Origin of the sequence: Nocardia sp. NPDC050435, from assembly GCF_040655395.1 — a bacterium.
Lineage (GTDB): Bacteria > Actinomycetota > Actinomycetes > Mycobacteriales > Mycobacteriaceae > Nocardia.
This window is the reverse complement of sequence record NZ_JBFAJW010000015.1, coordinates 36466-59877: the sequence shown is the minus strand read 5'-3', so window position 1 is coordinate 59877 and position 23412 is coordinate 36466. Positions and strand designations below refer to the sequence as shown.

Genomic DNA, 23412 nt, shown 5'->3' with positions numbered 1-23412 from the left:
ATGAGCGACTCGCGGATCGATTCAGGACAGGACGCGACCCGGCCGCTGCGTGACGACATCCGGTTTCTGGGTGGCGTGCTCGGCGACACCATCCGGGACCACGAGGGCCCGGAGGTGTTCGACCTCATCGAGCGGGTGCGGATCGAGGCGTTCCGGATCCGCCGCGAGGAGGTGGAGCGCAGCGCGGTCGCGGACATGCTGGCGGGCGTCGACATCGAAACCGCGATTCCGCTGATCCGCGCGTTCAGCTACTTCGTGCTGCTGGCGAACCTGGCCGAGGACATCCAGCGCGACCGCCGCCGCGCCGCGCACGTGGCCGCCGGTGAGCCGCCGCAGGATTCGTCGCTGGCCGCCACCTACCGCAAGCTGGACGCGGCCAGCCTGGACGCCGGCGAGGTCGCCGATCTGCTGGCCGACGCGCTGGTCTCGCCGGTGATCACCGCCCACCCCACCGAGACCCGCCGCCGCACCGTGTTCGACGTGCAGGCCCGCATCACCGACCTGATGCGGCTGCGCCTGCGCTACGACGACTCCGAGGCCGAGCGCGCCGATTTCGAGCTGCAGATCCGCCGCCAGGTGCTGGCGCTGTGGCGCACGGCCCTGATCCGGTTGGCGCGCTTGCGCATTCAGGACGAGATCGCGGTCGGCCTGCGCTACTACGATCTCACCCTGCTGCGCGTGATTCCGGCGATCAACGCCGAAGTCCGAGCGGCGCTGCGTTCCCGGTGGCCGGGCGCCGAGCTGCTGACCGACCCGATCCTGCGCCCCGGTTCCTGGATCGGCGGTGACCGCGACGGAAACCCGTACGTGACAGCGGAGGTGGTGCGGCAGGCGGCGCAGCAGGCCGCCGGCGTCGCCTTCGGTCACTACCTGCGCGAACTGGTGGAGCTGGAGAAGTCGCTGTCGCTCTCGGCCCGCCTGGCGCCGGTCTCGGCGGCCGTGACCGCCCTGGCCGAGGCCGGCTACGCCGACCCGCTGGTGCACGCCGACGAGCCGTATCGCCGTGCGCTGCACGCGATCCGGGCCCGGCTCACCGTCACCGCGGAGCGGGCGCTCGGCAGCGCGCCGCCGGGTGCGCTGTCCGGCCGGATCGAGGGCGTCGAGCCGTATCCGGCGCCACGTGCGGTGCTCGACGATCTGGACGCGATCGATGCCTCGCTGCGCGCCAGCGGCGACGGTCTGCTGGCCGACGACCGCCTGGTGCCGCTGCGCAACGCGGTGGAGACCTTCGGTTTCCATCTGCAGAGCCTGGACATGCGGCAGAACTCGGAGGTGCACGAGCAGGTCGTCGGCGAGATCTTCGCCTGGGCCGGCGTGCACACCGACTACGCGAGTCTGTCCGAGGCCGAACGCGTGGAGCTGCTCGCCGCCGAACTGCGCACCCGCCGCCCGCTGCTCGGCCCGCACGCGCGGCTGAGCGAACTGGCCGCCAAGGAGCTCGGCATCGTCCGCGCCGCCGCCGAGGTGGTGGCCACCCTCGGCGCCGAGGCGGTCCCGAACTACATCATCAGCATGTGCACCTCGGTCAGCGACATGCTGGAGGCGGCGCTGCTGCTCAAGGAGGGCGGGCTGCTCGATCCGGGTCCGCCGGACGGCGCGCCGAGTTGCACGGTGGGCATCGTGCCGCTGTTCGAGACCATCGAGGATCTCGGCGCGGGCGCGGCGACTCTGGCCGCGGCTATGGACGTCCCGGTCTACCGGGAGTTGGTGGCCGACCGGGGGATGCGCCAGGAGGTCATGCTCGGCTACTCCGATTCCAACAAGGACGGCGGCTACCTGGCCGCGAACTGGGCACTGTATCGGGCCGAGCTCGATTTGGTGGACGTGGCACGCAAGGCGGGCCTGCGGCTGCGGCTGTTCCACGGTCGCGGCGGCACGGTCGGGCGCGGCGGCGGCCGCAGCTACGACGCCATCCTGGCTCAGCCGGCCGGCGCCGTGCACGGCGCGCTGCGGCTGACCGAGCAGGGTGAGGTGATCGCCGCCAAGTACGCCGAACCCCGTGCGGCGCACCGCAATCTGGAGTCGCTGATCGCCGGCACGCTGGAGTCGACGCTGCTGGACGTGGAGGGCCTGGGCGCGGACGCCGAACCCTCCTACGAACTGATGGACGATCTGGCGGCTCGCGCCCGCGCCGCCTACGCGCGGCTGGTGCACGAGACACCGGGCTTCGTCCAGTATTTCCGGCAGTCCACGCCGGTCGCCGAGGTCGGCGACCTCAATATCGGCAGCCGCCCGGCTTCCCGCAAACCCACCAACTCGGTGTCGGATCTGCGCGCCATTCCGTGGGTGATGGCCTGGAGTCAGGCGCGGGTGATGCTGCCGGGCTGGTACGGTACCGGCACGGCGCTGGAGGAATGGGTGGGCGGTGATCCGCGGCGCCTGGCCACGCTCTCGGATCTGTATCGGCGCTGGCCGTTCTTCCGCACCGTGCTCTCGAACCTGGCTCAGGTGATGGCCAAATCCGATCTCGACATCGCCGCCCGCTACGCCGAACTGGTCGACGACGAAACCCTGCGCGACACCATCTTCGGCATGATCCGCGACGAGCACGCCCGCACCGTCCGCATGCACGCCGCGATCACCGGCAACGATCATCTGCTGGCCGACAACGCGTCACTGGCGGAGTCGATCCACAATCGGTTCCCGTATCTGGAGCCGCTGAACCAGATGCAGGTCGAACTGCTGCGCCGGCTGCGTTCCGGCGACGACAGCGATCTGGTCAAGCGCGGCATCCTGCTGACGATGAACGGCCTGGCCACCGCGCTGCGCAACTCGGGCTAGCCGCTCAGCTGATATAGCCGGTGACCTTCTCGGGCACCACCCGCACGACGACCCGCACAGCGCCCGGGGCGTCGTGCCCTGCGGGCTTGCCGTCGTACTTCCAGGAGAGCCGGTCGTCGAGTTCGCGGCCGCCCTCCTCGACGATGGTGGCGTGCCCGCGGATCTCGGCGTACAGCTCCGGGTCGTCACGCTGCATGATCGTGACGCTGACCCGGGGATCGCGCCGGATATTGCGCTCCTTGAGCCGCCCGGCGACCGTCGAGAACACCAGGTCGCCGCCGTCGAGGCCGACCCACATCGCGGAGCTCTGCGGGCTGCCGTCGGCGTTGAGCGTGCACAGCGTCGCGTAGTTGGCGGCGTCGACCAGCGCGCGGACCGCCTCGGAAAGCTGAATACCCATCTGCGCACCGTACTGCGCGGTCGGCGCCCGCGCCCGCCTAGGCTCGGTACGAGGCGAACAGAGAGGCGCGGCATGTCGAAGATGATCGTCGTGGGCGGCGGGATCGGCGGGTTGGCCGCGGCCGCCGCGCTCCATCAGCGCGGCTGGGACGTGGAGGTGCTCGAGCAGGCGGCCGAACTCGCCGAAGTCGGGGCGGGGATCTCGCTGTGGTCCAACGCGTTACGCGCCCTGGACGTGATCGGCCTGGGTGAGCGGGTGCGTGCCCGCGCCGTGACCGAGGTGGCCGGCGGCATCCGGAACAGCAAGGGCGAGTGGCTCTCTCGCGCCGACGTCGCCGCGATCCGCGACCGCTACGGCCTGCCCGTCCTGCTGCACCGCGCCGACCTGCTCGAGATCCTGCGCGCGGCGGTCCCGGAATCCGCGCTGCGTACCGGAGTCACGGTGCGGGCCGCGCACCCGGACGGCACCGTCACGCATTCGGCGGGCACCTCCGCCGGCAACCTGATCGTGGGCGCCGACGGTGTGCGCAGTGTGGTGCGGCGCGCGGTCTGCGGCGAGATCACCCCGAGGTACGCGGGATACACCGCGTGGCGGATGGTCGTCACACCCACCGCTCCGGTGGGCGAACTCGGGGAAACCTGGGGCCGCGGTGAGCGTTTCGGGATCGCGGCCCTGGCCGACGGCCGGGTCTACTGCTTCGCGACCGCGAACCTGCCCGCGGGCACCCGCACCGAGGGCCTCGCCGAGCTGCGCCGCCGCTTCGGCGCCTGGCACGACCCGATCCCGGCCCTGCTCGACGCCGCCGCGCCCGCGGCGGTGCTGCAACACGACATCTACACCTTGCCGCCGCTGAAAACCTTTGTGGCCGAACGGATCGCGCTGCTGGGCGACGCCGCCCACGCCATGACGCCGAATCTGGGCCAGGGCGCGTGCCAGGCGATCGAGGACGCCGTGGTGCTCGCCCGGTCGGAGGGTGATCCGGCCCGCTACGACCGGCTGCGCCGCCCCCGCGCGCAACTGATCGCGCGCCGCTCGGACCGGATCGGCGCAGTGGCGCAGCTGTCCTGGCCGCCCGCCGTCGCGGCGCGCGACGCGGTGCTGCGGCTGACGCCCGCCTCGGCGCAGGTGAAAGCTTTGGGCTCGGTGCTGGATTGGACGCCCTAGCCGGTATCGGTGCCGATCTCGCGTACCTTCGCGGTGATGGCCTCGGTGTCCTCGCCGAACACGCGCTCGGCCAGCTTCGGATCGGCGTCGAGTAACCCGAGCAGCAGGTGTGCCGTGCCCAGCTGGCCACCGCCCGCCCGCAGGGCTTCGGTATTCGCGCGCTGGAACGCCAACTGCACCAGCGGCGTCAGCGGCAGCCGCCGCGACCCGGCCGGATGCCGCAGATCCTCGGCGGTGATGCCGAGCGCGGCGATGGCCGCCGCGGCGGGGGAGTCGGCATGGAGGGCGGCACTGCGAATGACGCCCAGCAGCACGTGATCCGGGGTGATCGCGGCGTGGCCCAGCGCGCGCGTCTCCCGCAGCGCGGCCTGGAGCGCGTCTTTGGCGTCCTCGGTGAACGGGAGGAACTCCGGCACCGGCGTGCCGCCCGGATCCCGGGCGAGCCCGACCTGCTCGATCGCGTCGGCGAGCGTATAGCCGTGCAGTGACAGGGTTTTCGCGGAGGGCGAGCGCGCGTCGGATTCCGCTTCGCGCAGCACCGCGACGAGCAGGTGTTCGGCCCCGATGCGGTGGTGATCCAGGGCGCGCGCCTCGGCCTGGGCGAGCACGACGACGCGGCGCGCCCGGGCGGTGAATTTCTCGAACACTGCGCCCCCTGTCCACGAAGCTGTCGGAGGATTCCATCGTAGTGGGGATCGCCGCCCCCGCCGCCGGATTCAGCGACCCGGGCGCTATCCCGGGAACTCGCGCACCGCGCCGGTGCAGCGCGCGGCCTGCTTGCGCAGGGCGGCGGCCAGCTCGGGCGGACCGCTCAGCAGGGTGAAATCGAGATCGGCGGACGCGATCATCCACACCAGGGCCTCGGCGCTGTCCGCGCCGACGTGCAACTGGCAGCGGTGCTCGTCGACGGCTTCGACCACGCCCATGCCCGGCCAGATCCGCTCGCTGGCGACCTCGGCCGCGACGGGCAGCAGCACCGTCGCCTGACACGGCCAGGTGCGCACCGAGAGCTGCCGCGAAAGATAGGCCGCCACATCGCCTTCCGGCAGTTCGCGGGGCGTGAAGCGCGGGCCGGTCGGAATCTTCGGGGTCAGCCGGTCCACCCGGAAGCTGCGCCAGTCGGCGCGGTCCACGTCCCAGGCCACCAGGTACCAGTGCCGGTTGAAGTGCACGAGGCTGTGCGGCTCCGCCTTGCGGACGCTGGCCCGGCCGTCGTGCGCGCGGTAGTCGAAACGCAGCTGTTCGCGGCGCTGGCACGCCTCGGCGATGGCCATCAGCGTGTCCGGCTCCACGGTGGCCCGCGGCGCGCTCACCCGGACGGTGGCGCCGCGCAGCGTGCGGACCCGGTGCCGCAGGCGCGGCGGCAGCACCTGCTCGAGTTTGCTCAGCGCGCGCACCGCCGCCTCTTCGATCCCCGCGACACTGCCGTCGGCGGCGCCGCGCAGGCTGACCGCGACGGCGACCGCCTCCTCGTCGTCGAGCAGCAGCGGCGGCAGCGCGGCCCCGGCGCCGAGCCGGTAGCCGGCCGTGCCCTGGCTGGCGAGCACCGGATAGCCGAGCTCGCGCAGCCGCTCCACGTCGCGGCGCACGGTGCGGCCGGTGACGCCGAGCCGTTCGGAGAGCTCGGCCCCGCTCCAATCCCGGTGGGTCTGCAGCAGGGCCAGCAGCTTCAACAGTCGCGCCGAGGTTTCCAGCATGATCGCCAGAATGCCGGATTCTTAGGAACAATGCTGTCCTAAGACGTTCCTAGAGTCGAAAGCATGACGAATACCGAGATCCGGCCCTTCCGCATCGACGTCCCCCAGACTCAGCTCGACCAGCTGCACAGCCGGCTCGCCGACACGCTCTGGCCCGACGAATTGCCCGGCGTCGGCTGGGATTACGGGATTCCGGTCGGCTACCTGCGGGAGCTGGCCGAGTACTGGCGCACCGGCTACGACTGGCGCGCCCAGGAGTCGCGGCTGAACGAGCTGCCCCAGTTCATTACCGAAATCGACGGGCAGCCGGTGCATTTCGTGCACGTCCGCTCGCCCGAGCCGGACGCCGTCCCGCTGCTGCTGGTCCACGGCTGGGCCGCAACCTACACCGAATTCCTCGACGTCATCGGCCCGCTGAGCGATCCCCGCGCGCACGGCGGCGACCCGGGCGACGCCTTCCACCTGGTGATCCCCTCGCCGCCGGGATTCGCGTTCTCCGGTCCGACGCGGCAGCCGGGGCACGGAGCGACCGAACGCTACGCCGAGCTGTTCAAGCTGCTGATGGCCCGGCTCGGCTACGACCGCTACGGCACGCACGGCGGCGACGTCGGCTCGTTCGTCGCGCCGGACCTGGGCCGCATCGACACCGCGCACGTGCTCGGCGTGCACATCAACGGCCCGATCACCGTCCCCTCCTGGGAAGACGACGGCGCGCAGGCCGAGTACAGCGCGGCGGACCGGACCCGGCTGGCCGAACTCACCGGCGAGGAAAGCTTCACCCGCCTCGACTACGCCGCGGTCCAGGCCGGGCACCCGCAGACGCTGGCGATCGGCCTGCACGATTCACCCGCCGGACTGCTGGGCTGGCTGACCGATCTGTACCAGCGCTGGACCGATCCCGCGATCGAGCTGCCCGACCAGGCGGTCGATCGGGACGCGCTGCTCACCGTCACCAGCATCTACTGGCACACAAAGACTTTCGCGTCTTCGATCCGGCTCTACAAGGAATCCCAGGTGTGGGGCGCGCAAGCGAAGAACTCCGGCGTGCCGACCGGTTGCGCCATCTTCCCCGGTGACCTGTCGATCCGGGCGCTGGCCGAACAGCAGCACACCATCGTGCACTGGAAGGAGTACGACCGCGGCGGGCACTTCGCGGCGATGGAGGCTCCCGATCTGCTGATCGCCGATATCCGCGAATTCTTCCGCGGCCTGCGCTGAGCCGTCACCGGTAGTTGCCCGCCATCCGCTCCGCGATCTCGCCGAGCCGGGCGCGCAACTCGGGCGGAGACAGTACCTCGGCGTCGCCGCCCAGCGGTAGAATGCTGTGCAGCAGAACGGGATAGGACTCCGAGGCCAGATCCAGCTCGACCCAGCCCGCCGCGTCCGGTTCGGTCATCGACGCCAGCGCGGCGGTGACGGCGGCGGGTTCGAAGCTGTGCTGGAGCAGGTGCACCCGGTCGGCCCGCAGCCGGCAGCGCGCCCGGACCCGCAGCATGGACTGCGCGAACTCGTCCTGCGTGGCCGACCAGTGCGCGGTCAGGTCGAAATGCTCGGGGCGGGTGAAGAACTCGTCGAGCGGCTGCGCGGCGAGGATGCGTCCGACCCGGTAGGACCGGATGTCGGCGCCCTGCCGGGCCACCAGGTACCAGGTGCCCGCTTTCAAGACCAGGCCCAATGGATCGAGCACTCGGTCCACCACCCGATCCTTGCGGCCGTAGCGCAGCCGCAGCCGCCGGTCGTGCCACAGCGCGTCGGCGAGGGTGGCCAGCGTCGGCGTCTCGTCGGGGCGGTGGAACCAGCCGGGGACATCGATGTGCACGCGCTCGGCGACGCGGGTGGCCCGCCCGCGCAGCTCCGGCGGGAGCGCGGCGAGCACCTTCAGTTGCGCGGTGGCCAGCACCGTGCCCAAGCCGAGGTCGGCGGCCGCGCCGGGTAGGCCGGCCAGCAGCACCGCGTCGGCCTCCTCCGAGGTCAGCCCGGTCAGCCGGGTGCGGTAGCCGTCCACCAGCCGGATCCCGCCGGTGCGGCCCGGCTCGCTGTACACCGGGACGCCCGCCTCCGACAGCGCCTCGACATCGCGGTACACCGTGCGCACCGACACCTCCAGGGCCGTGGCCAGCTCGGGTGCGGTGGCCCGGCCCCGGGTCTGTAGCAGCAGGAGCAACTGCACCAATCGACTCGCGCGCATGCGTCGACCCTAGCCAGAAACCTTGACAGGAGATGTCAGGTTCAGCTCCTACGGTGGTCACATGACCCTCTGGAGCGAGTTCACCCGAGAAGCACCGCAGATCGCGACCGTGTTCGACCGGCGGCACCGGGCCACCGGGAACCTGTGCATGCTCGCCACCGTGCGCGCCGACGGCTCACCGCGGATCAGCCCGATCGAACCGCGCGTCTTCGACGGCATGCTGGTGGTGGCGGGCATGCCGAACACCCTGAAGTTCAAGGATCTCGAGCGCGATCCGCGGTTCTGCCTGCACACCGCCACCGTCGACACCATGGTCGGCGACGGCGACGCGAAACTCTTCGGCCGCGTGCGCGACCTGCCGGACAAGCAGGTGCACGCCCGCTTCGCCCAGGCCCTGTTCGACGAGTCCGGGTTCGACATCCGCGGCCAGGAGTTCGACCACTTCTACGTCGCCGATCTCACCGGCGCGTCCGCGATCGAGCTCGTCGACGACAAGCTCGCCATCACCATCTGGAAGCCGGGCGAAGGCGAGCGCGTCGTCCACAAGTGATCAGGGCGCGGGAAAGTGCCGATCGAGAAAACGCGCGAACACCTGGCGGGAGATCTGGGTGCCCCAATCTCCCCAGCCGAAGTCGAAGACGTGCTCGCCGTAGGGGATCGGCAGCAGTTCGTGCTGCACCGCCACCTCGGTCAGCCGGTCCGCCAGCACCGTGGACTGCCGGTAGGCGACGACGTGGTCGCGGGTCCCGTGCAGCAGCAGGGTCGGCGGCACGCCGGGCCGGACATAGGTGAGCGGCGAGGCCGCCGCATAGCGCTCCGGGTATTCCTCCGGGGTGCCACCGAGATAGTCTCGCAGGACCCTTCGCGCATACTCCGGATCGCCGCTGTCGCGGTAACCCAGGCTCAGATCGACCGGCGGATAGAACGCGGCCACCGCGCGCACCGAGGTGTCCCCGGCCGGGCAGCTCGGCGGCACCCGCTCGTCGGAGTAGGCGCTGAGCAGGGCGAGGTTGCCGCCCGCCGAACCGCCGGCCAGCAGCACTCGCTCCGGATCCACGCCGTACTCGCGGGCGTGCTGTTTGACCCAGCCCACCGCGCATTTCACGTCACCCGGCGCCTGGTTCCAGCGCGGCGGCGGCGCCAGCCGGTACTCGATGGCGAAGACCGCGTAGCCCTTGTCGTTGAGCCACCGGTGCCAGTTGGGCGCTTCGCCGCGATCGCCCTGGGACCAGCCGCCGCCGTGCACCCAGACCACCGCGGGGCGCGGGCGCTCCGCGGCGCGGGCCGGAAGTTTCGCGTCCAGCAGCAGATTCGTGCCGTCGACGGTCGCGTACGTGGTCGACAATTCCGCTCGCGGCTCGCCGGTGTTCGAACCGCCGGTGAGGTAGTCCAGCACCGACAGGTCCACGCCGTGCCGGTGCGCTTCCCGCCACGACGCGACCAGCGGGAAGCAGGCGGCGACGAGGCCGGCCACGCAGACGACCCCGACTACTTTGCCGAGCACGCGCACGACCGGGGCGTTGCGCCGCTGGGTGAGAATCGCGCCGATGCCGAGGCCCAGCAGGGCGGCCGGCAGCACATACAGCCCGTAGTTGCTGACCAGCAGTGAAACCGGAATGAGGCGCGGCGGGATCGGCGGGCGGGCGATGACGTAGGTGATGACGGCGAGCGCCGCGGCGAGCACCACGCCGACGATGGCAACGACCCAGCGAATCACCATGGCGCTCATTAACCCATGGCCCCTGCGGGTTCCGGCTCCGGCGCGCCGATCAGGCCAGGGCCGCGCGCACCCGTTCGGCGACCGCCTCGACCGAGCCCACACCGTCCACTCGCCGCAGCAGGCCCCGCTCGGCGTAGAACGGCAGCAGCGCCGCCGTCATCGCCTCGTAGTTCTCGATGCGCCGGCGCACCACGTCCTCGTGGTCGTCGGCGCGGTGCTCCAGCTCGGCGCCGGCGGGCGGCGGGTCGGCGATCAGATGGTGGATCCTGCCGGTGCGGAGGTCGACCCGGCGATGGACGGCGCGCTCCACCAGCTGCTCCGCCGGGACGTCCAGCGCGATCACCGAATCCAGTGCGGCGTCCTGGTTTTCGAGCAGCTCGCCCAGGCCGGTGGCCTGCGGCACGGTGCGCGGGAAGCCGTCGAGCAGGAATCCCGCGCGGCAGTCCGGCGCGGTCAGCCGCTCGGCGATCAAGCCGAGCACCACCTCGTCCGGGAGCAGCCCGCCCGCCGACATCTGCCGGGCCAGGTGCTCGGGCAGGTCGTCCGCGGCCTGGGCAGCGCGCAGCATGTCGCCGGTCGAGATCTGGGGCACGTGCTGCCGCTCGCACAGGATCCGGGCCTGCGTGCCCTTGCCCGACCCGGGCGGTCCCACCAGCACAACGCGCATCTCTGTCCTCCTGCCGCCGGGTGACACCGCGCCGTCTACGGCCGAGGTGAATGTGCCTGCACGTCACGATAACTCGGAAGCCCGCTCGGGATCCCGGAACCGGCGCGCACGGCGGCGGCGGTCCCGACGGTGGCGGCCAGCGCCGCCCGGTAGAGCAGCGAACCGGTCTGACCCGCCTGACACCGAGGGCGCCGAGCTCGGCGACGGACGGGCCCGTGCCGGGATAGAGGACGTTGACCGGCAGGGCGGTGGCGCGGACCACCGTGCCGATCAACTCCGGATCCGTCGGACCTGGCACGAAAATGCCGTCGGCACCGGCTTTTTCGTAGACGGCAGACCGCGCCGAGCGGTTCAGCTACTACGCAGCCGGACCGGCAGACTCTCCAGCCCGTGCTCCCGGAAAGACGGCCGCCAGCACAGCTCCCGCGCGGGTACCGCCAGCCGCAGGTCGGGAAAGCGCCCGAGCAGCCCGCCGAGCGCGATCCGCAACTCGAGGCGGGCCAGCGGCGCGCCCAGGCAGTAGTGCGGGCCGTGACCGAACGCCAGGTGCGCGCCGCTCTCGGCGCGCGTGAGATCGAGCGTGCCGGGGTCGGTGATCCAGCGCGGGTCGCGGTTGGCGGAGGCCAGGCCGAGCAGCACGGTGTCGCCCTGGGGAATGTGAACGCCGCCGACGATGATCGGCTCGGTCGCGAAACGCCGGATCGCGTACTGACTTCCGTGCGCGAAGCGAAGCAACTCCTCGATCGCCGCGTCGCCGGGTTCGCCGTTCGCGCGCAGCGCCGCCAGCTGCCCGGGATCGTTCAGCAGAGCCGCCAGGGCGTTGCCGAGCGTGCTCACCGGGTTCTCGTAGCCTGCCCAGAAGAGCAGGAACGCGAGCGAGACAAGTTCGTCGTCGCCGGCGGTGTCGTCGACGTGCGTGTCGGCGATCAAGTCGGAGAGAAAGTCGTCGGCCGGGTCGGCGCGCTTGTGCCGCACCAGCTCGCTGATGAATCGCTCGATCTGCCCGACCGCCTCCACCGCCGACCGCGGCCGAGCCGGATCGGGTGCGAGCAGGGTGTTGGTCCAACCACGAAAGCGGTCGCGGTCCTCCGGCGGGATGCCGAGGAGATCGCCGATCACCGACAGCGACAACGGCGCGGCGAACGCGGCGATCAGATCGACGTGCTGCTGGGTCGCGAGCTGTGCGAGCAGCCGGTCCGTCACAGCCTGGATGCCGTTGCGCAGCAGTTGAACCCGGCGTGCAGTGAATGCCCGCGCGGCGCGGCGGCGCAGGCGCAGATGGACGCTGCCGTCACGATTGAGCAGATTGGCGTCGAGTGCGGGCGGCAGCCCGAAACCCGGGTAGCCGCCCCGGCTGGCGCGGCGATCGACCGACAACCGCGGATCGGCCAGCGCCTGCCGGACATCGGTGGCGCGGGTGATCAGCCACGCCTCGGAGCCGTCGGGTAGCGCGACGCGATGGGCGGGCCCGGTTTCTCGCAGCGCCTCGTGCGTCGCATGCGGATTCGCCGGGTAGGCGGCGTCGAACGGGCAGGTGATGGTCATTCGCCGGCCCTTGATGTCGCCGGGGCGTGGCGATGTTCGTCGGTTACCGCGATATGCCTGGGCCGCAGCGGAATTCGAATGCGCATCGTCCTCCAACTTAGACCAATCGGGCCCGGGGTGAAACCGGCTCCGGGCGGCGGCCGCGGATCGATCGCCCGGCCGGTCTGTGTGTGCCAGCAACTCGCGGCAGGTGGCGCTCACCGGTGCCGTGGATCTTCCGACGGTTGTGCCAGGATTGGCCGATGGACCTGCTTGCCGCAGTTCAGGAGGACGCGCAGCCGTCGGCGATCATCTCGCTGTTCTTGATCGCGCTGGTGGCGGTGATCGGGCCCGTCGCTTCGCGGCTACTGCGTGGCTATGTGCCGGACGTGGTGGTGCTGCTGTTGCTCGGGGCGCTGATCGGGCCGCATGTGCTGGCGTGGGCGGGGACCGGGGGCGGGGTCGATCTGCTCAGCGAACTCGGGCTCGGCATGTTGTTCCTGCTCGCGGGCTACGAGCTGGATCCGAAGCTGTTGCGCGGCAAGCCGGGGCGGACGGCGTGGCTGGTGTGGGTGGTGTGCCTGGGGTTCGCGTTCGTGCTGGTGAGCATGGCGGTGTGGGCGGAGGGGACCGAGGCCGAGTTCGCCGCGCTGATCGCGATCGCCATCGCGATGACCTCGACGGCGCTGGGTACGCTGCTGCCGATCGTCAAACAGGCGGGGCTGCTGGATCAGCCGCTGGGCCGGGCGGTGCTGGCACACGGCGCGGTCGGCGAGCTCGCGCCGATCGTGGCCATGTCGGTGCTGCTGACCAGCCGCAGCCCGCTGGCCGCGATCGTGGTGCTGCTGCTGTTCCTGGCCGCCGCGGTGTGGATCGGGTTCGTGCCGCAGCGCGTCTTCCATCGGGTGCCGTGGCTGAGCCGGGCGCTCAACGGCATGAGCGGCGGCACCTCGCAGCTGCCGGTGCGCGGCGTGGTCCTGCTGCTGCTGACGCTGATGGCGGTGGCCGACACCTTCGATCTGGACGTGGTGCTCGGCGCGTTCGCCGCAGGTGTGGTGTTGCGCGGCATGGTCGCGGGGGCGCATCCCGAACTGGAGCGGGCGCTGGAGGCCATCGGCTACGGCATGCTGATCCCGGTGTTCTTCGTGGTCTCGGGGATGGGCATCGACATTCCGGCGGTGCTGCGAAGTCCGCTGCTGTGGGCGCTGTTCGTGCTCTCGATCGCGCTGGCGCGCGGGGTGCCGGTGTGGCTGAGCGAACGCTACGTGCCGCACGGCGCGAACCTGCCCACGGTCCGCGAGCGCGCGCAACTGGCCCTGTACGCGGCGACGGGTCTGCCGATCATCGTCGCGGTTACGCAGGTGGCGACGAGTTCGGGTTTGATGGGAGCGGAGCTGGCCTCGGTGCTGGTGGCCGCGGGCGCGGCGACCGTGCTGCTGTTCCCGCTGATCGCCCGGCTGATCGGAAACGACCGGCCCGACTATGAATGAGATTGCATTGTCGTGCATAATCATTTCATGGCTGATACCTCTGGTGCCCCTGCGAGCGGGGTGACGCGGATCGCTGTCGCCGGCGCGAGCGGATACGCGGGCGGTGAAGTGCTGCGACTACTGCTGGCCCATCCGCGCTACCGAGACGGGCGCCTCGAGATCGGGGCGCTGACCGCGGGGTCGAACGCCGGAACCACCCTGGGTGCGCTGCAGCCGCACCTGCTGCCCCTGGCCGACCGGGTGCTCGCACCCACCACGGTCGAGGAACTCGCCGGGCACGACGTGGTCTTCCTGGGCTTGCCGCACGGGCAGTCCGCCGTCATCGCCGCGGCGCTGCCGGAATCTACCGTCGTCATCGACTGCGGTGCCGATTTCCGGCTGCACGACGCGGCGGTCTGGGAGAAGTACTACGGCAGCCCGCACGCGGGCACCTGGCCGTACGGCCTGCCCGAGCTGCCCGGCGGCCGTGCGGCCCTGCGCGGCGCGAAGCGGATCGCGGTCCCCGGCTGCTACCCGACGGTGTCCAGCGTGGCGCTGGCCCCGGCCGTCGCCGCGGGCATCGTCGAGCCCGACGTGCACGTGGTCGCGGTCAGCGGCACCTCCGGCGCCGGCCGCAAACTCGATGTGGGCCTGCTGGGTTCGGAGGTGATGGGCTCGGCCCGCGCCTACGGCATCGCCGGCGCGCACCGGCACACGCCCGAGATCGCGCAGAACCTGACCGCCGCCGGCGGCACGACCGTGCGGGTCTCGTTCACCCCCGTGCTCGCCCCGATGCCGCGCGGCATCCTGGCCACCTGCACCGCACCCACCACCGTGGACGCCGCGCAGGCGCGCGCGGTCTACGAGAAGGCTTACGCCGACGAGCCTTTCGTGCACCTGCTGCCTGAAGGCGTGCTGCCGCAGACCGGTTCGGTGCTCGGCTCCAACGCCATCACCCTGCAGGTCGCGGTCGACGCGGACGCGGGCCGGCTGGTGGTGATCGGCGCGATCGACAACCTGACCAAGGGCACCGCGGGCGCCGCGGTGCAATCGATGAACCTGGCCCTCGGATTCGAGGAGACCGAAGGACTTTCCACCGTAGGAGTGGCACCGTGACGACGACCGATACCGCCTCCGGCAAACTGGTGCGGACCCAGGGCGTGACCGCGCCCCTCGGCTTCCGCGCCGCGGGCATCGCCGCGGGCATCAAGGCCAGCGGCAAGCCCGATCTGGCCCTGGTGCTCAACGAGGGGCCCGAATACGCGGCGGCGGGCGTGTTCACCCGCAACCAGGTCAAGGCCGCGCCCGTGCTGTGGTCGCAGCAGGTGCTGACCGGCGGCCGGTTGCGTGCCGTCGTGCTCAACTCCGGTGGCGCCAACGCCTGCACCGGCCCCGGCGGTTTCCAGGACACCCACCAGACCGCCGAGGAACTGGCCAAGGCGCTGAGCAACTGGGGCGTGGAGACCGGCGCGGGCGAAATCGCGGTCTGCTCAACGGGTTTGATCGGTGACCGGCTGCCGATGCACAAGCTGCTGCCCGGCATCACCGAGATCGTGCACGAGATGGGCGGCGGTCTCTCCGGCGGCACCGAGGCCGCGCACGCCATCATGACGACCGACACGGTGCCCAAGGAAGCCGCGTTCCACCATCGCGACAAATGGAACGTCGGCGGCATGGCCAAGGGCGCGGGCATGCTCGCGCCCTCGCTGGCCACCATGCTGGTGGTGCTCACCACCGACGCCGTCGCCTCCGCCGAGCAACTCGACGCCGCGCTGCGCAAGGCGACCCGGCTCACCTTCGACCGGCTCGACGTGGACGGCTCCTGCTCCACCAACGACACCGTGCTGCTGCTGGCCAACGGCGCGAGCGCGGTCACCCCGACCCAGGCGGAGCTCGACGCCGCGGTGCTCGCGGTGTGCGACGACCTGGCGGCCCAGCTGATGGCCGACGCCGAGGGCGTCACCAAGCGGGTGCGGGTGTTCGTCGAGGGCGCGGCCTCCGACGACGAGGCGCTGATCGCGGCGCGCGCCATCGCGCGCGACAGCCTGGTCAAGACGGCGCTGTTCGGCTCCGACCCGAACTGGGGCCGGGTGCTGGCCGCCGTCGGCATCGCCCCGGTCACGCTGGATCCGGACCGGATCTCGGTGTCGTTCAACGGAAATCCGGTCTGCGTGGACAGCGTCGGCGCGCCCGGCGCGCGGCAGGTCGACCTGTCCGGCGCCGACATCGACGTGCGGGTCGAGCTGAACGTGGGCGCGGGCGCGGCCATGGTGCGCACCACCGACCTCTCGCACGGCTACGTCGAAGAGAACTCGGCCTACAGCTCATGACCGCGGGGGATGGTCGGTCGACGGAGTCGGCGGGGCGGGTGAATACTGTGTTGCACACCCTTTCGGCGCTGGACAAGGCGCACGTCCTGGCCGACGCGCTGCCTTGGCTGCAGAAGTTCCGCGACAAGATCGTCGTCGTGAAGTACGGCGGCAACGCCATGATCGACGACGAGCTCAAGCGCGCCTTCGCCGCGGACATGGCGTTCCTGCGCACCGTCGGCGTGCACCCGGTGGTGGTGCACGGCGGCGGCCCGCAGATCAGCGCCATGCTGAAAAAGCTCGGCCTGCAAGGTGAATTCCGCGGCGGCTTCCGGGTCACCACGCCCGAGGTGCTCGACGTGGTGCGGATGGTGCTGTTCGGTCAGGTCGGCCGGGAGCTGGTCGGCCTGATCAACGCGCACGGTCCCTACGCGGTCGGCATCTCCGGCGAGGACGCGCACCTGTTCACCGCGACCCGGCGCACCGTGGACGTGGACGGCGTCGCCACCGACATCGGCCTGGTCGGCGACGTCACCGCGGTCAGCCCCGAGGCGGTGCTGGATCTCATCGCGGCCGGGCGGATTCCGGTCGTCTCCACGATCGCGCCCGACGCCGACGGCGTGGTGCACAACATCAACGCCGACACCGCCGCCGCCGCGCTCGCCGAGGGCATCGGCGCGGAGAAACTGGTGGTGCTCACCGATGTCGAGGGCCTGTACACGAACTGGCCGGACCGCTCCTCGCTGACCTCGCGCATCGACGCCGCCGACCTGGCGCGGCTGCTGCCCAGCCTGGACGCGGGCATGGTGCCGAAGATGGAAGCCTGTCTGCGCGCTGTGCAGGGCGGGGTGCCGACCGCGCACGTCATCGACGGGCGGGTCCCGCACTCGGTGCTGCTGGAACTGTTCACCGGAGAAGGAATCGGAACAATGGTGACGCCGGCCGGCGTCCCGGACGGAACGAAATCATGAGCACGGTTGCGGAAATGCAGGCGCGGTGGAACGCCGCGATGATGAACAACTACGGCACCCCGAAGGTCGCGCTGGCGCGCGGCGCGGGCGCGGTGGTCTACGACGCCGACGGCAAGCGCTACCTCGATTTCCTCGGCGGTATCGCGGTGAACTCGCTCGGGCACGGGCACCCGGCCGTGATCGAGGCGGTCACCGCCCAGCTCGGCACGCTCGGGCACACCTCCAACCTGGCGGTCAACGAGCCCGCGCTGGAGCTGGCCGAGCGGCTGCTGGCGCAATTCGGCGACGGGCACGGGCGGGCGTTCTTCTGTAACTCCGGCACCGAGGCCAACGAGGCCGCGTTCAAGATCGCGCGGCTGACCGGGCGCGGCAAGATCGTCGCGTGCGAGGAGGCGTTCCACGGCCGCACCATGGGCGCGCTCGCCCTGACCGGCCAGCCCGCCAAGCGGACGCCGTTCGAGCCGATGCCGCCCGGCGTCGTGCACGTGCCCTACGGCGACGCGGACGCGCTCGAGGCCGTCGTCGACGCCGACACCGCCGCGGTGTTCCTGGAACCGATCATGGGGGAGAGCGGCGTCATCGTGCCGCCGCTGGACTACCTGGCCCGGGCCCGGGAGATCACCGCCCGCCACGGCGCGCTGCTGGTGCTCGACGAGGTGCAGACCGGCATCGGCCGGTGCGGAAAGTTCTACGCGCACCACGCTTTCGGGATCGTGCCCGACGTCATCACGCTGGCCAAGGGGCTCGGCGGCGGCCTGCCGATCGGCGCGGTGCTGGCCATCGGCCCGGCGGCCGAGCTGCTCACCCCCGGCCTGCACGGCACCACCTTCGGCGGCAACGCGGTCTGCGCCGCGGCGGCGCTCGCGGTGCTGCGCACCATCGACGACGAGGGGCTGCTCGCGCACGTCGAAGCGCTGGGCAAGCACATCGTCGACGGCATCGAGGCGCTGAACCATCCGCTGGTCGATCATGTGCGCGGCGCCGGCCTGCTGCTGGGAATCGCACTGACCCAGGACATCTCGGCCCAGGCCGAGGCTCGGGCCCGGGCGGCCGGCTATCTGATCAACGCACCCAAGCCCGATACGATCCGGCTCGCGCCACCGCTGGTGCTCACCGAGACCCAGGCCGACAATTTCGTCGCCGACCTGCCCCAGATCCTCGACGGAGCGGTCGAAGACGCGAAGGGAAGCAAATGACCGAGCTCAGGCACTTTCTCCGGGACGACGACGTCACCCCGGTGGAGCAGGCCGAAATCCTGGCCCTGGCAGCCGAACTCAAGCAGTCGCCGTTCGCGCACCGGCCGCTGGAGGGGCCGCGCGGCGTCGGGGTGATCTTCGAGAAGAACTCCACCCGCACCCGCTTCTCCTTCGAGATCGGCATCGCCCAGCTCGGCGGGCACGCCGTGGTCGTCGACGGGCGCGACACCCAGCTGGGCCGCGAGGAGACCCTCGCCGACACCGGCCGGGTGCTTTCCCGCTATGTCGACGCCATCGTCTGGCGCACCTTCGAACAGGCGCGCCTGGACGAGATGGCCCCGGCCGCAACGGTTCCCGTGGTCAACGCGCTGTCCAACGAGTTCCACCCGTGCCAGGTGCTCGCGGATCTGCTGACGTTGCGCGAACGCATGGGCGATCTCGCGGGCCGCAACCTGACCTACTTCGGCGACGGCGCCAACAACATGGCGCACTCGCTGCTGCTCGGCGGCGTCACCGCGGGCCTGAACGTCACCGTCGCCGCGCCCGCGGGTTTCGAACCGCTGCCCTGGATCCTGGAGGCCGCCCGCAAGCGGGCCGCCGAGACGGGCGCCACCATCACCCTCGCCGGCGATCCGCAGGCCGCGGCCGAGGGCGCCGATGCCCTGGTCACCGACTGCTGGACCTCGATGGGCCAGGAGAACGACGGGCTGGACCGGGTCGGCCCGTTCCGGCCGTTCCAGCTGAACACCGAGCTGGTCGGCCGGGCGCAGTCCGATGCCGTTGTGCTGCACTGCCTTCCGGCGCATCGCGGGGAGGAGATCACCGACGAGGTGATCGACGGGCCGCACAGCGTGGTCTGGGACGAGGCCGAGAACCGGCTGCACGCGCAGAAGGCGCTGCTGGTGTGGCTGCTCGCGAAGCGAGGCGGGGACCGATGACCGCGAGCGCGCCCGCCGATCCGGGCAAGACGCCCGCGATCGCGCGGACCCGGGCGGGGCGGCAGTCCCGCATCATCGAGCTGCTGTCCGCGCACGCCGTCCGCAGCCAGACCGAGCTGGCGGCGCTGCTGGCGGCCGAGGGCATCGAGACCACCCAGGCCACCCTGTCGCGGGATCTGGACGAACTCGGCGCGGTGAAGCTGCGCGCGGCCGACGGCGGCGCGGGCGTCTACGTGGTGCCCGAGGACGGCAGCCCCGTGCGCGGCGTCACCGGCGGCACCGACCGGCTCTCCAAGCTACTCGGCGACCTGCTGGTCTCCACCGACGCCTCGGGCAACATCGCCGTCCTGCGCACCCCGCCCGGCGCGGCGCACTTCCTGGCCAGCGCCCTGGACCGCGCCTCGCTGCCCTTCATCGTCGGCACCATCGCCGGCGACGACACCATCGCCGTCATCGCCCGCGAACCCCTCACCGGCGCGGAACTGGCCGCGAAGATCGAGGCCCTGGCCTAGGCGAACGGGTAGTGGCCGCCGCCGCGGCCGCCGGGGTCGTCCGGGGTGGACAGGTTGATGATGTCCTGGACGAAGTCGGCGATGGCGCGGCCGATATCCAGGATGCCGTGGGCGAGGAGGGAGAATTCGTTGGCGATCGGATGCAGCATGGGCCCGTCCTCTGGTCGAGGGTGCGCTGATGGCATCGATGGTCGCACCCGGCGGCCCGGTGGTGGGGGTTAACGCGCACACTGCCCACCCCGATTATGAATGGGATTGCAGCGTCGTGCATAATCATTTGTAGATCCCCCCACCAGACTCGAGGAGCACACAGAAATGTCCGAGCGCGTCGTACTCGCCTACTCCGGTGGGCTTGACACCTCCGTCGCCATCAGCTGGATCGCGAAGGAGACCGGTGCCGAGGTCGTGGCCGTCGCCATCGACCTGGGCCAGGGCGGCGAGGACATGAACGTGGTGCGCCAGCGCGCGCTGGACTGCGGCGCCGTGGAGGCCATCGTGGTCGACGCGCGCGACGAGTTCGCCGACGAATACTGCCTGCCCACCATCCAGGCCAACGCCATGTACATGGGCCAGTACCCGCTGGTGTCCGCGATCAGCCGCCCGCTGATCGTCAAGCACCTGGTCGAGGCGGCCAAGTTCCACAACGCCACCACCGTCTCGCACGGCTGCACCGGCAAGGGCAACGACCAGGTCCGCTTCGAGGTCGGCATCGGCGCGCTGGCGCCCGACCTGGAGGTCATCGCGCCGGTCCGCGACTACGCCTGGACCCGGGAGAAGGCCATCGCCTTCGCCGAGGAGAACAAGCTCCCGATCAACGTCACCAAGAAGTCGCCGTTCTCGATCGACCAGAACGTGTGGGGCCGCGCCGTCGAGACCGGCTTCCTCGAGGACCTGTGGAACGCGCCCACCAAGGACGTCTACGACTACACCGCCGACCCGACGGTCAACTTCGAGGCCCCCGACGAGCTCATCATCACCTTCGACAAGGGTGTACCGGTCGCCATCGACGGCAAGCCGGTCAGCGTGCTCGAGGCCATCGTCGAGCTGAACCACCGCGCCGGCCGCCAGGGCATCGGCCGCCTGGACATGGTCGAGGACCGGCTGGTCGGCATCAAGAGCCGCGAGATCTACGAGGCCCCGGGCGCCATCGCGCTGATCACCGCGCACCAGGCCCTGGAGAACGTCACCATCGAGCGCGAGCTGGGCCGCTACAAGCGCCAGGTCGAGCAGCGCTGGGGCGAGCTGGCCTACGACGGCCTGTGGTTCTCCCCGCTCAAGCGCGCGCTGGACGCGTTCGTCGCCGAGACCCAGCAGTCGGTTTCCGGCGACATCCGGATGGTGCTGCACGGCGGCTCCGCGGTGGTCAACGGCCGTCGCTCCGAGCAGTCGCTGTACGACTTCAACCTGGCCACTTACGACGAGGGCGACACCTTCGACCAGTCGCTGGCCAAAGGCTTCGTGCAGATCCACGGCCTGTCCTCCAAGGTCGCCGCGCGCCGCGACCTGAACCAGAAGTAGCTGCCCGAGCCGGGACGGTCGTAGCCTCGAAGCAGCGAGACCGGCCGGAAGGGGCGACTGCGATGCGAAGCGACGACGACAGCTGGGACATCACCTCCGGCGTCGGCCTGACCGCACTCGGCGTGGCCGTGCTGCGGGCGGCGGAGACCCGCCGCCCGGACGCGCTGTTCGGTGATCCGTTCGCCGAGGTGCTGGTGCGCGCGGCCGGGTCGGAGCAGTGGACGCGCCTGGTTTCGGGCGAACCGGAACCGGAACTGGCCGCCGCCTACGCGCCGATCGCGGCGTCGATCACGGCCCGCACCCGCTACTTCGACGACTACGTCACCGCCGCGGCCGCCGCGGGCATCCAGCAGTTCGTTATCGTCGCTGCCGGGCTCGACGCGCGCGGCTACCGCCTGGACTGGCCGCAGGGCAGCGTCCTGTTCGAGCTCGACCTGCCGGCGGTGCTGGAATTCAAAGCGGGCGCGCTGGCCGCCTGCGCGCCCCGGACCGTCCGGCGCGAGGTCCCGGCGGACCTGCGCCAGGATTGGCCGAAAGCCCTGCTGGACCACGGGTTCGACCCGCACTCACGCACCGCCTGGCTGGCCGAGGGCCTGCTGCGCTACCTGCCCCCCGACGCACAGGACCGGCTGTTCGCCGACATCGTCGAACTCAGCGCGCCGGGCAGCCGGGTCGCGCTGAACACCCTGCTGGGCGAGCCGGGCCACAACCCCGAGCGCGACCGGCACCTGGAGCTCGGCATCGACCTCGAGCAGCTGTTCTATTCCGCCGAGGGCCGCGCGCACCCGGTCGACTGGTTCGCCGGCCAGGGCTGGGCCACCGAATCCACCACCCCGCACGAGGTGCTGACCAGCCACGGCCGCGCGGTGGCCGACGGCCTGGACGAGCACGCCATCCTGATGACCGCAATCCGACCCGGAGGAGACAGCACACGATGACCGAGGCCCACGGCACCAACGAAGGCGCGCTCTGGGGTGGGCGGTTCGCCTCCGGCCCCGCCGCCGCGATGGCGGCGCTGAGCAAGTCCACGCATTTCGACTGGGCGCTGGCGCCGTACGACGTGCGCGCGTCCAAGGCGCACGCGCGGGTGCTGCACAAGGCCGGTCTGCTCTCCGACAGTGATCTGTCCGGCATGCTGGCCGGGCTGGAACAGCTTGCCGCCGACGTGGATTCGGGTGCCTTCGGTCCGGCCGAGTCCGACGAGGACGTGCACGGCGCGCTGGAGCGCGGGCTGATCGAGCGGGTCGGCGCGGAGCTGGGCGGGCGGTTGCGCGCGGGCCGTTCCCGCAACGATCAGGTCGCCACCCTGTTCCGCATGTGGTTGCGGGACGCGGTGCGCCGCGTCGCCTTCGGTCTGCTCGAGGTGGTCGACGCGCTGGTCGCGCAGGCGGCGGCGCATCCGGACGCGGTGATGCCGGGCAAGACCCATCTGCAGGCCGCCCAGCCGGTGCTGCTGGCCCATCACCTGCTCGCGCACGCGCACCCGCTACTGCGCGACATCGATCGGCTGCGTGATTTCGACAAGCGAGCGGCGGTGTCCCCGTACGGTTCCGGCGCGCTGGCCGGTTCCTCACTCGGCCTGGATCCGGAGCAGATCGCGGCCGAACTGGATTTCACCGCCGCGGCGGCCAACTCGATCGACGCCACCTCCGCGCGGGATTTCGCGGCCGAGGCCGCGTTCGTGCTGGCCATGATCGGGGTCGACCTGAGTCGCATGGCGGAGGAGGTGATCATCTGGAGCACACCGGAATTCGGCTACATCACACTCGCCGACGCCTGGTCCACCGGCTCCTCGATCATGCCGCAGAAGAAGAACCCCGACGTCTCCGAGCTGACCCGCGGCAAGGCGGGCCGCCTGATCGGCAACCTCACCGGCCTGCTCGCCACGCTGAAGGCGCAGCCGCTGGCCTACAACCGGGATCTGCAGGAGGACAAGGAGCCGCTGTTCGACTCGGTGGCGCAGCTGGAACTGCTGCTCCCGGCGATCGCGGGCCTGGTCTCCACGCTGACCTTCCACACCGACCGGATGGCCGAACTCGCTCCGGCCGGGTTCACCCTTGCCACCGATATCGCCGAATGGCTTGTCCGCCAGGGTGTTCCGTTCCGGGTCGCGCACGAGGCGGCCGGTGCGTGCGTGAAGGCCGCCGAGGCGCGGGGCGTGGGCCTGGACGAACTCACCGACGCCGAATTCGCCGCGATCGATCCGGGGCTGACCCCGCAGGTGCGTGAGGTGCTCACGGTGCAGGGGTCGATCGCCTCCCGCAACGCGCGCGGCGGCACCGCGGGGGTGCAGGTCGCGGCGCAGCTGGCGGACGTGCGCACCGCCGTCACCGAGATGCGCGCCTGGTTGCGCTGAGA

At 71.2% G+C, this 23412-nt stretch carries 22 protein-coding genes and 1 pseudogene; 14 read left to right on the top strand and 9 right to left on the bottom strand.

Features of this window, described 5'->3' with window-relative positions; genetic code table 11:
* Window positions 1–2781, top strand: a complete 2781-nt coding sequence (gene ppc / locus AB0I43_RS36180; RefSeq protein WP_356978724.1) for a phosphoenolpyruvate carboxylase — start codon at window positions 1–3, stop codon at window positions 2779–2781.
* 4 nt (window positions 2782–2785) lie between these two features.
* On the opposite strand, the gene AB0I43_RS36175 is transcribed toward ppc, so the two are convergent.
* Window positions 2786–3181 (bottom strand): PPOX class F420-dependent oxidoreductase, encoded by a 396-nt coding sequence (locus AB0I43_RS36175; RefSeq protein ID WP_356978726.1) that lies wholly within the window; start codon window positions 3179–3181, stop codon window positions 2786–2788.
* Between the two features lie 72 nt (window positions 3182–3253).
* Between AB0I43_RS36175 and AB0I43_RS36170 the strand changes: the two genes are divergently transcribed.
* Window positions 3254–4345, top strand: coding sequence for an FAD-dependent monooxygenase (locus AB0I43_RS36170; RefSeq protein ID WP_357433474.1), 1092 nt, complete (start codon window positions 3254–3256; stop codon window positions 4343–4345).
* On the opposite strand, the gene AB0I43_RS36165 is transcribed toward AB0I43_RS36170, so the two are convergent.
* A complete protein-coding gene (locus AB0I43_RS36165; RefSeq protein ID WP_356978730.1) occupies window positions 4342–4992 on the bottom strand; it encodes a Clp protease N-terminal domain-containing protein in 651 nt (216 codons plus the stop codon). The genes AB0I43_RS36170 and AB0I43_RS36165 overlap by 4 nt on opposite strands.
* An 84-nt stretch (window positions 4993–5076) precedes the next feature.
* The gene (locus AB0I43_RS36160; RefSeq protein WP_356978732.1) at window positions 5077–6042 is read right to left on the bottom strand and encodes a WYL domain-containing protein; all 966 of its coding nucleotides are present in this window, start codon (window positions 6040–6042) and stop codon (window positions 5077–5079) included.
* A gap of 63 nt (window positions 6043–6105) precedes the next feature.
* On the opposite strand from AB0I43_RS36160, the gene AB0I43_RS36155 reads away from it, so the two are divergent.
* The gene (locus tag AB0I43_RS36155) at window positions 6106–7260 is read left to right on the top strand and encodes an epoxide hydrolase family protein (RefSeq protein WP_356978734.1); all 1155 of its coding nucleotides are present in this window, start codon (window positions 6106–6108) and stop codon (window positions 7258–7260) included.
* Between the two features lie 4 nt (window positions 7261–7264).
* Here the strand turns inward: AB0I43_RS36155 and AB0I43_RS36150 are convergent, their stop codons facing one another.
* Window positions 7265–8230, bottom strand: a complete 966-nt coding sequence (locus tag AB0I43_RS36150; RefSeq protein ID WP_356978736.1) for a YafY family protein — start codon at window positions 8228–8230, stop codon at window positions 7265–7267.
* A 61-nt stretch (window positions 8231–8291) separates the two neighbouring features.
* Here AB0I43_RS36150 and AB0I43_RS36145 point away from each other — a divergent pair, with 61 nt between their 5' ends.
* Window positions 8292–8780 carry a pyridoxamine 5'-phosphate oxidase family protein gene (locus AB0I43_RS36145; protein ID WP_356978738.1) on the top strand — a complete coding sequence of 163 codons (489 nt, stop codon included), beginning with the start codon at window positions 8292–8294 and terminating at the stop codon, window positions 8778–8780.
* On the opposite strand, the gene AB0I43_RS36140 is transcribed toward AB0I43_RS36145, so the two are convergent.
* The 4 genes and pseudogenes from AB0I43_RS36140 to AB0I43_RS36125 form a co-directional block, all read right to left on the bottom strand.
* Window positions 8781–9950, bottom strand: coding sequence for an alpha/beta hydrolase (locus AB0I43_RS36140; protein ID WP_356978740.1), 1170 nt, complete (start codon window positions 9948–9950; stop codon window positions 8781–8783). It lies immediately after the preceding gene.
* 49 nt (window positions 9951–9999) lie between these two features.
* Window positions 10000–10617: an adenylate kinase gene (locus AB0I43_RS36135; protein WP_356978742.1), complete on the bottom strand. Its 618-nt coding sequence runs from the start codon at window positions 10615–10617 to the stop codon at window positions 10000–10002.
* Window positions 10618–10846: 229 nt separating this feature from the next.
* Window positions 10847–10915: pseudogene (locus tag AB0I43_RS36130) on the bottom strand (hypothetical protein); the annotation flags it as partial.
* A 53-nt stretch (window positions 10916–10968) separates the two neighbouring features.
* A complete protein-coding gene (locus AB0I43_RS36125) occupies window positions 10969–12162 on the bottom strand; it encodes a cytochrome P450 (protein ID WP_356978744.1) in 1194 nt (397 codons plus the stop codon).
* Between the two features lie 242 nt (window positions 12163–12404).
* Here AB0I43_RS36125 and AB0I43_RS36120 point away from each other — a divergent pair, with 242 nt between their 5' ends.
* From AB0I43_RS36120 to AB0I43_RS36090, 7 genes are read left to right on the top strand one after another with little or no spacing between them, the layout of a single operon-like run.
* Window positions 12405–13631 (top strand): cation:proton antiporter, encoded by a 1227-nt coding sequence (locus AB0I43_RS36120; protein ID WP_356978746.1) that lies wholly within the window; start codon window positions 12405–12407, stop codon window positions 13629–13631.
* Window positions 13632–13658: 27 nt separating this feature from the next.
* A complete protein-coding gene (gene argC, locus AB0I43_RS36115; RefSeq protein ID WP_356978748.1) occupies window positions 13659–14726 on the top strand; it encodes an N-acetyl-gamma-glutamyl-phosphate reductase in 1068 nt (355 codons plus the stop codon).
* A complete protein-coding gene (gene argJ, locus AB0I43_RS36110; RefSeq protein ID WP_356978750.1) occupies window positions 14723–15940 on the top strand; it encodes a bifunctional glutamate N-acetyltransferase/amino-acid acetyltransferase ArgJ in 1218 nt (405 codons plus the stop codon). Before argC ends, argJ begins: the two co-directional genes overlap by 4 nt.
* The gene (gene argB, locus AB0I43_RS36105; RefSeq protein ID WP_356978752.1) at window positions 15937–16890 is read left to right on the top strand and encodes an acetylglutamate kinase; all 954 of its coding nucleotides are present in this window, start codon (window positions 15937–15939) and stop codon (window positions 16888–16890) included. Before argJ ends, argB begins: the two co-directional genes overlap by 4 nt.
* Window positions 16887–18086, top strand: coding sequence for an acetylornithine transaminase (locus AB0I43_RS36100; protein WP_356978754.1), 1200 nt, complete (start codon window positions 16887–16889; stop codon window positions 18084–18086). Before argB ends, AB0I43_RS36100 begins: the two co-directional genes overlap by 4 nt.
* A complete protein-coding gene (gene argF, locus AB0I43_RS36095) occupies window positions 18083–19024 on the top strand; it encodes an ornithine carbamoyltransferase (RefSeq protein ID WP_356978756.1) in 942 nt (313 codons plus the stop codon). Before AB0I43_RS36100 ends, argF begins: the two co-directional genes overlap by 4 nt.
* Window positions 19021–19536, top strand: coding sequence for an arginine repressor (locus tag AB0I43_RS36090; protein ID WP_356978758.1), 516 nt, complete (start codon window positions 19021–19023; stop codon window positions 19534–19536). The genes argF and AB0I43_RS36090 overlap by 4 nt, the downstream gene beginning before the upstream one ends.
* Here AB0I43_RS36090 and AB0I43_RS36085 read toward each other — a convergent pair.
* The gene (locus AB0I43_RS36085) at window positions 19533–19685 is read right to left on the bottom strand and encodes a hypothetical protein (protein WP_356978760.1); all 153 of its coding nucleotides are present in this window, start codon (window positions 19683–19685) and stop codon (window positions 19533–19535) included. The two genes, AB0I43_RS36090 and AB0I43_RS36085, sit on opposite strands and share 4 nt — an antisense overlap.
* Window positions 19686–19851: 166 nt before the next feature.
* Here AB0I43_RS36085 and AB0I43_RS36080 point away from each other — a divergent pair, with 166 nt between their 5' ends.
* The 3 genes from AB0I43_RS36080 to argH all read left to right on the top strand — a co-directional run bounded on the left by AB0I43_RS36080 (window position 19852) and on the right by argH (window position 23410).
* Window positions 19852–21054, top strand: a complete 1203-nt coding sequence (locus tag AB0I43_RS36080) for an argininosuccinate synthase (RefSeq protein WP_356978762.1) — start codon at window positions 19852–19854, stop codon at window positions 21052–21054.
* 62 nt (window positions 21055–21116) lie between these two features.
* Window positions 21117–21992, top strand: a complete 876-nt coding sequence (locus AB0I43_RS36075) for a class I SAM-dependent methyltransferase (protein WP_356978764.1) — start codon at window positions 21117–21119, stop codon at window positions 21990–21992.
* A complete protein-coding gene (gene argH / locus AB0I43_RS36070; RefSeq protein ID WP_356978766.1) occupies window positions 21989–23410 on the top strand; it encodes an argininosuccinate lyase in 1422 nt (473 codons plus the stop codon). Before AB0I43_RS36075 ends, argH begins: the two co-directional genes overlap by 4 nt.
* Window positions 23411–23412 lie beyond the last annotated feature (2 nt).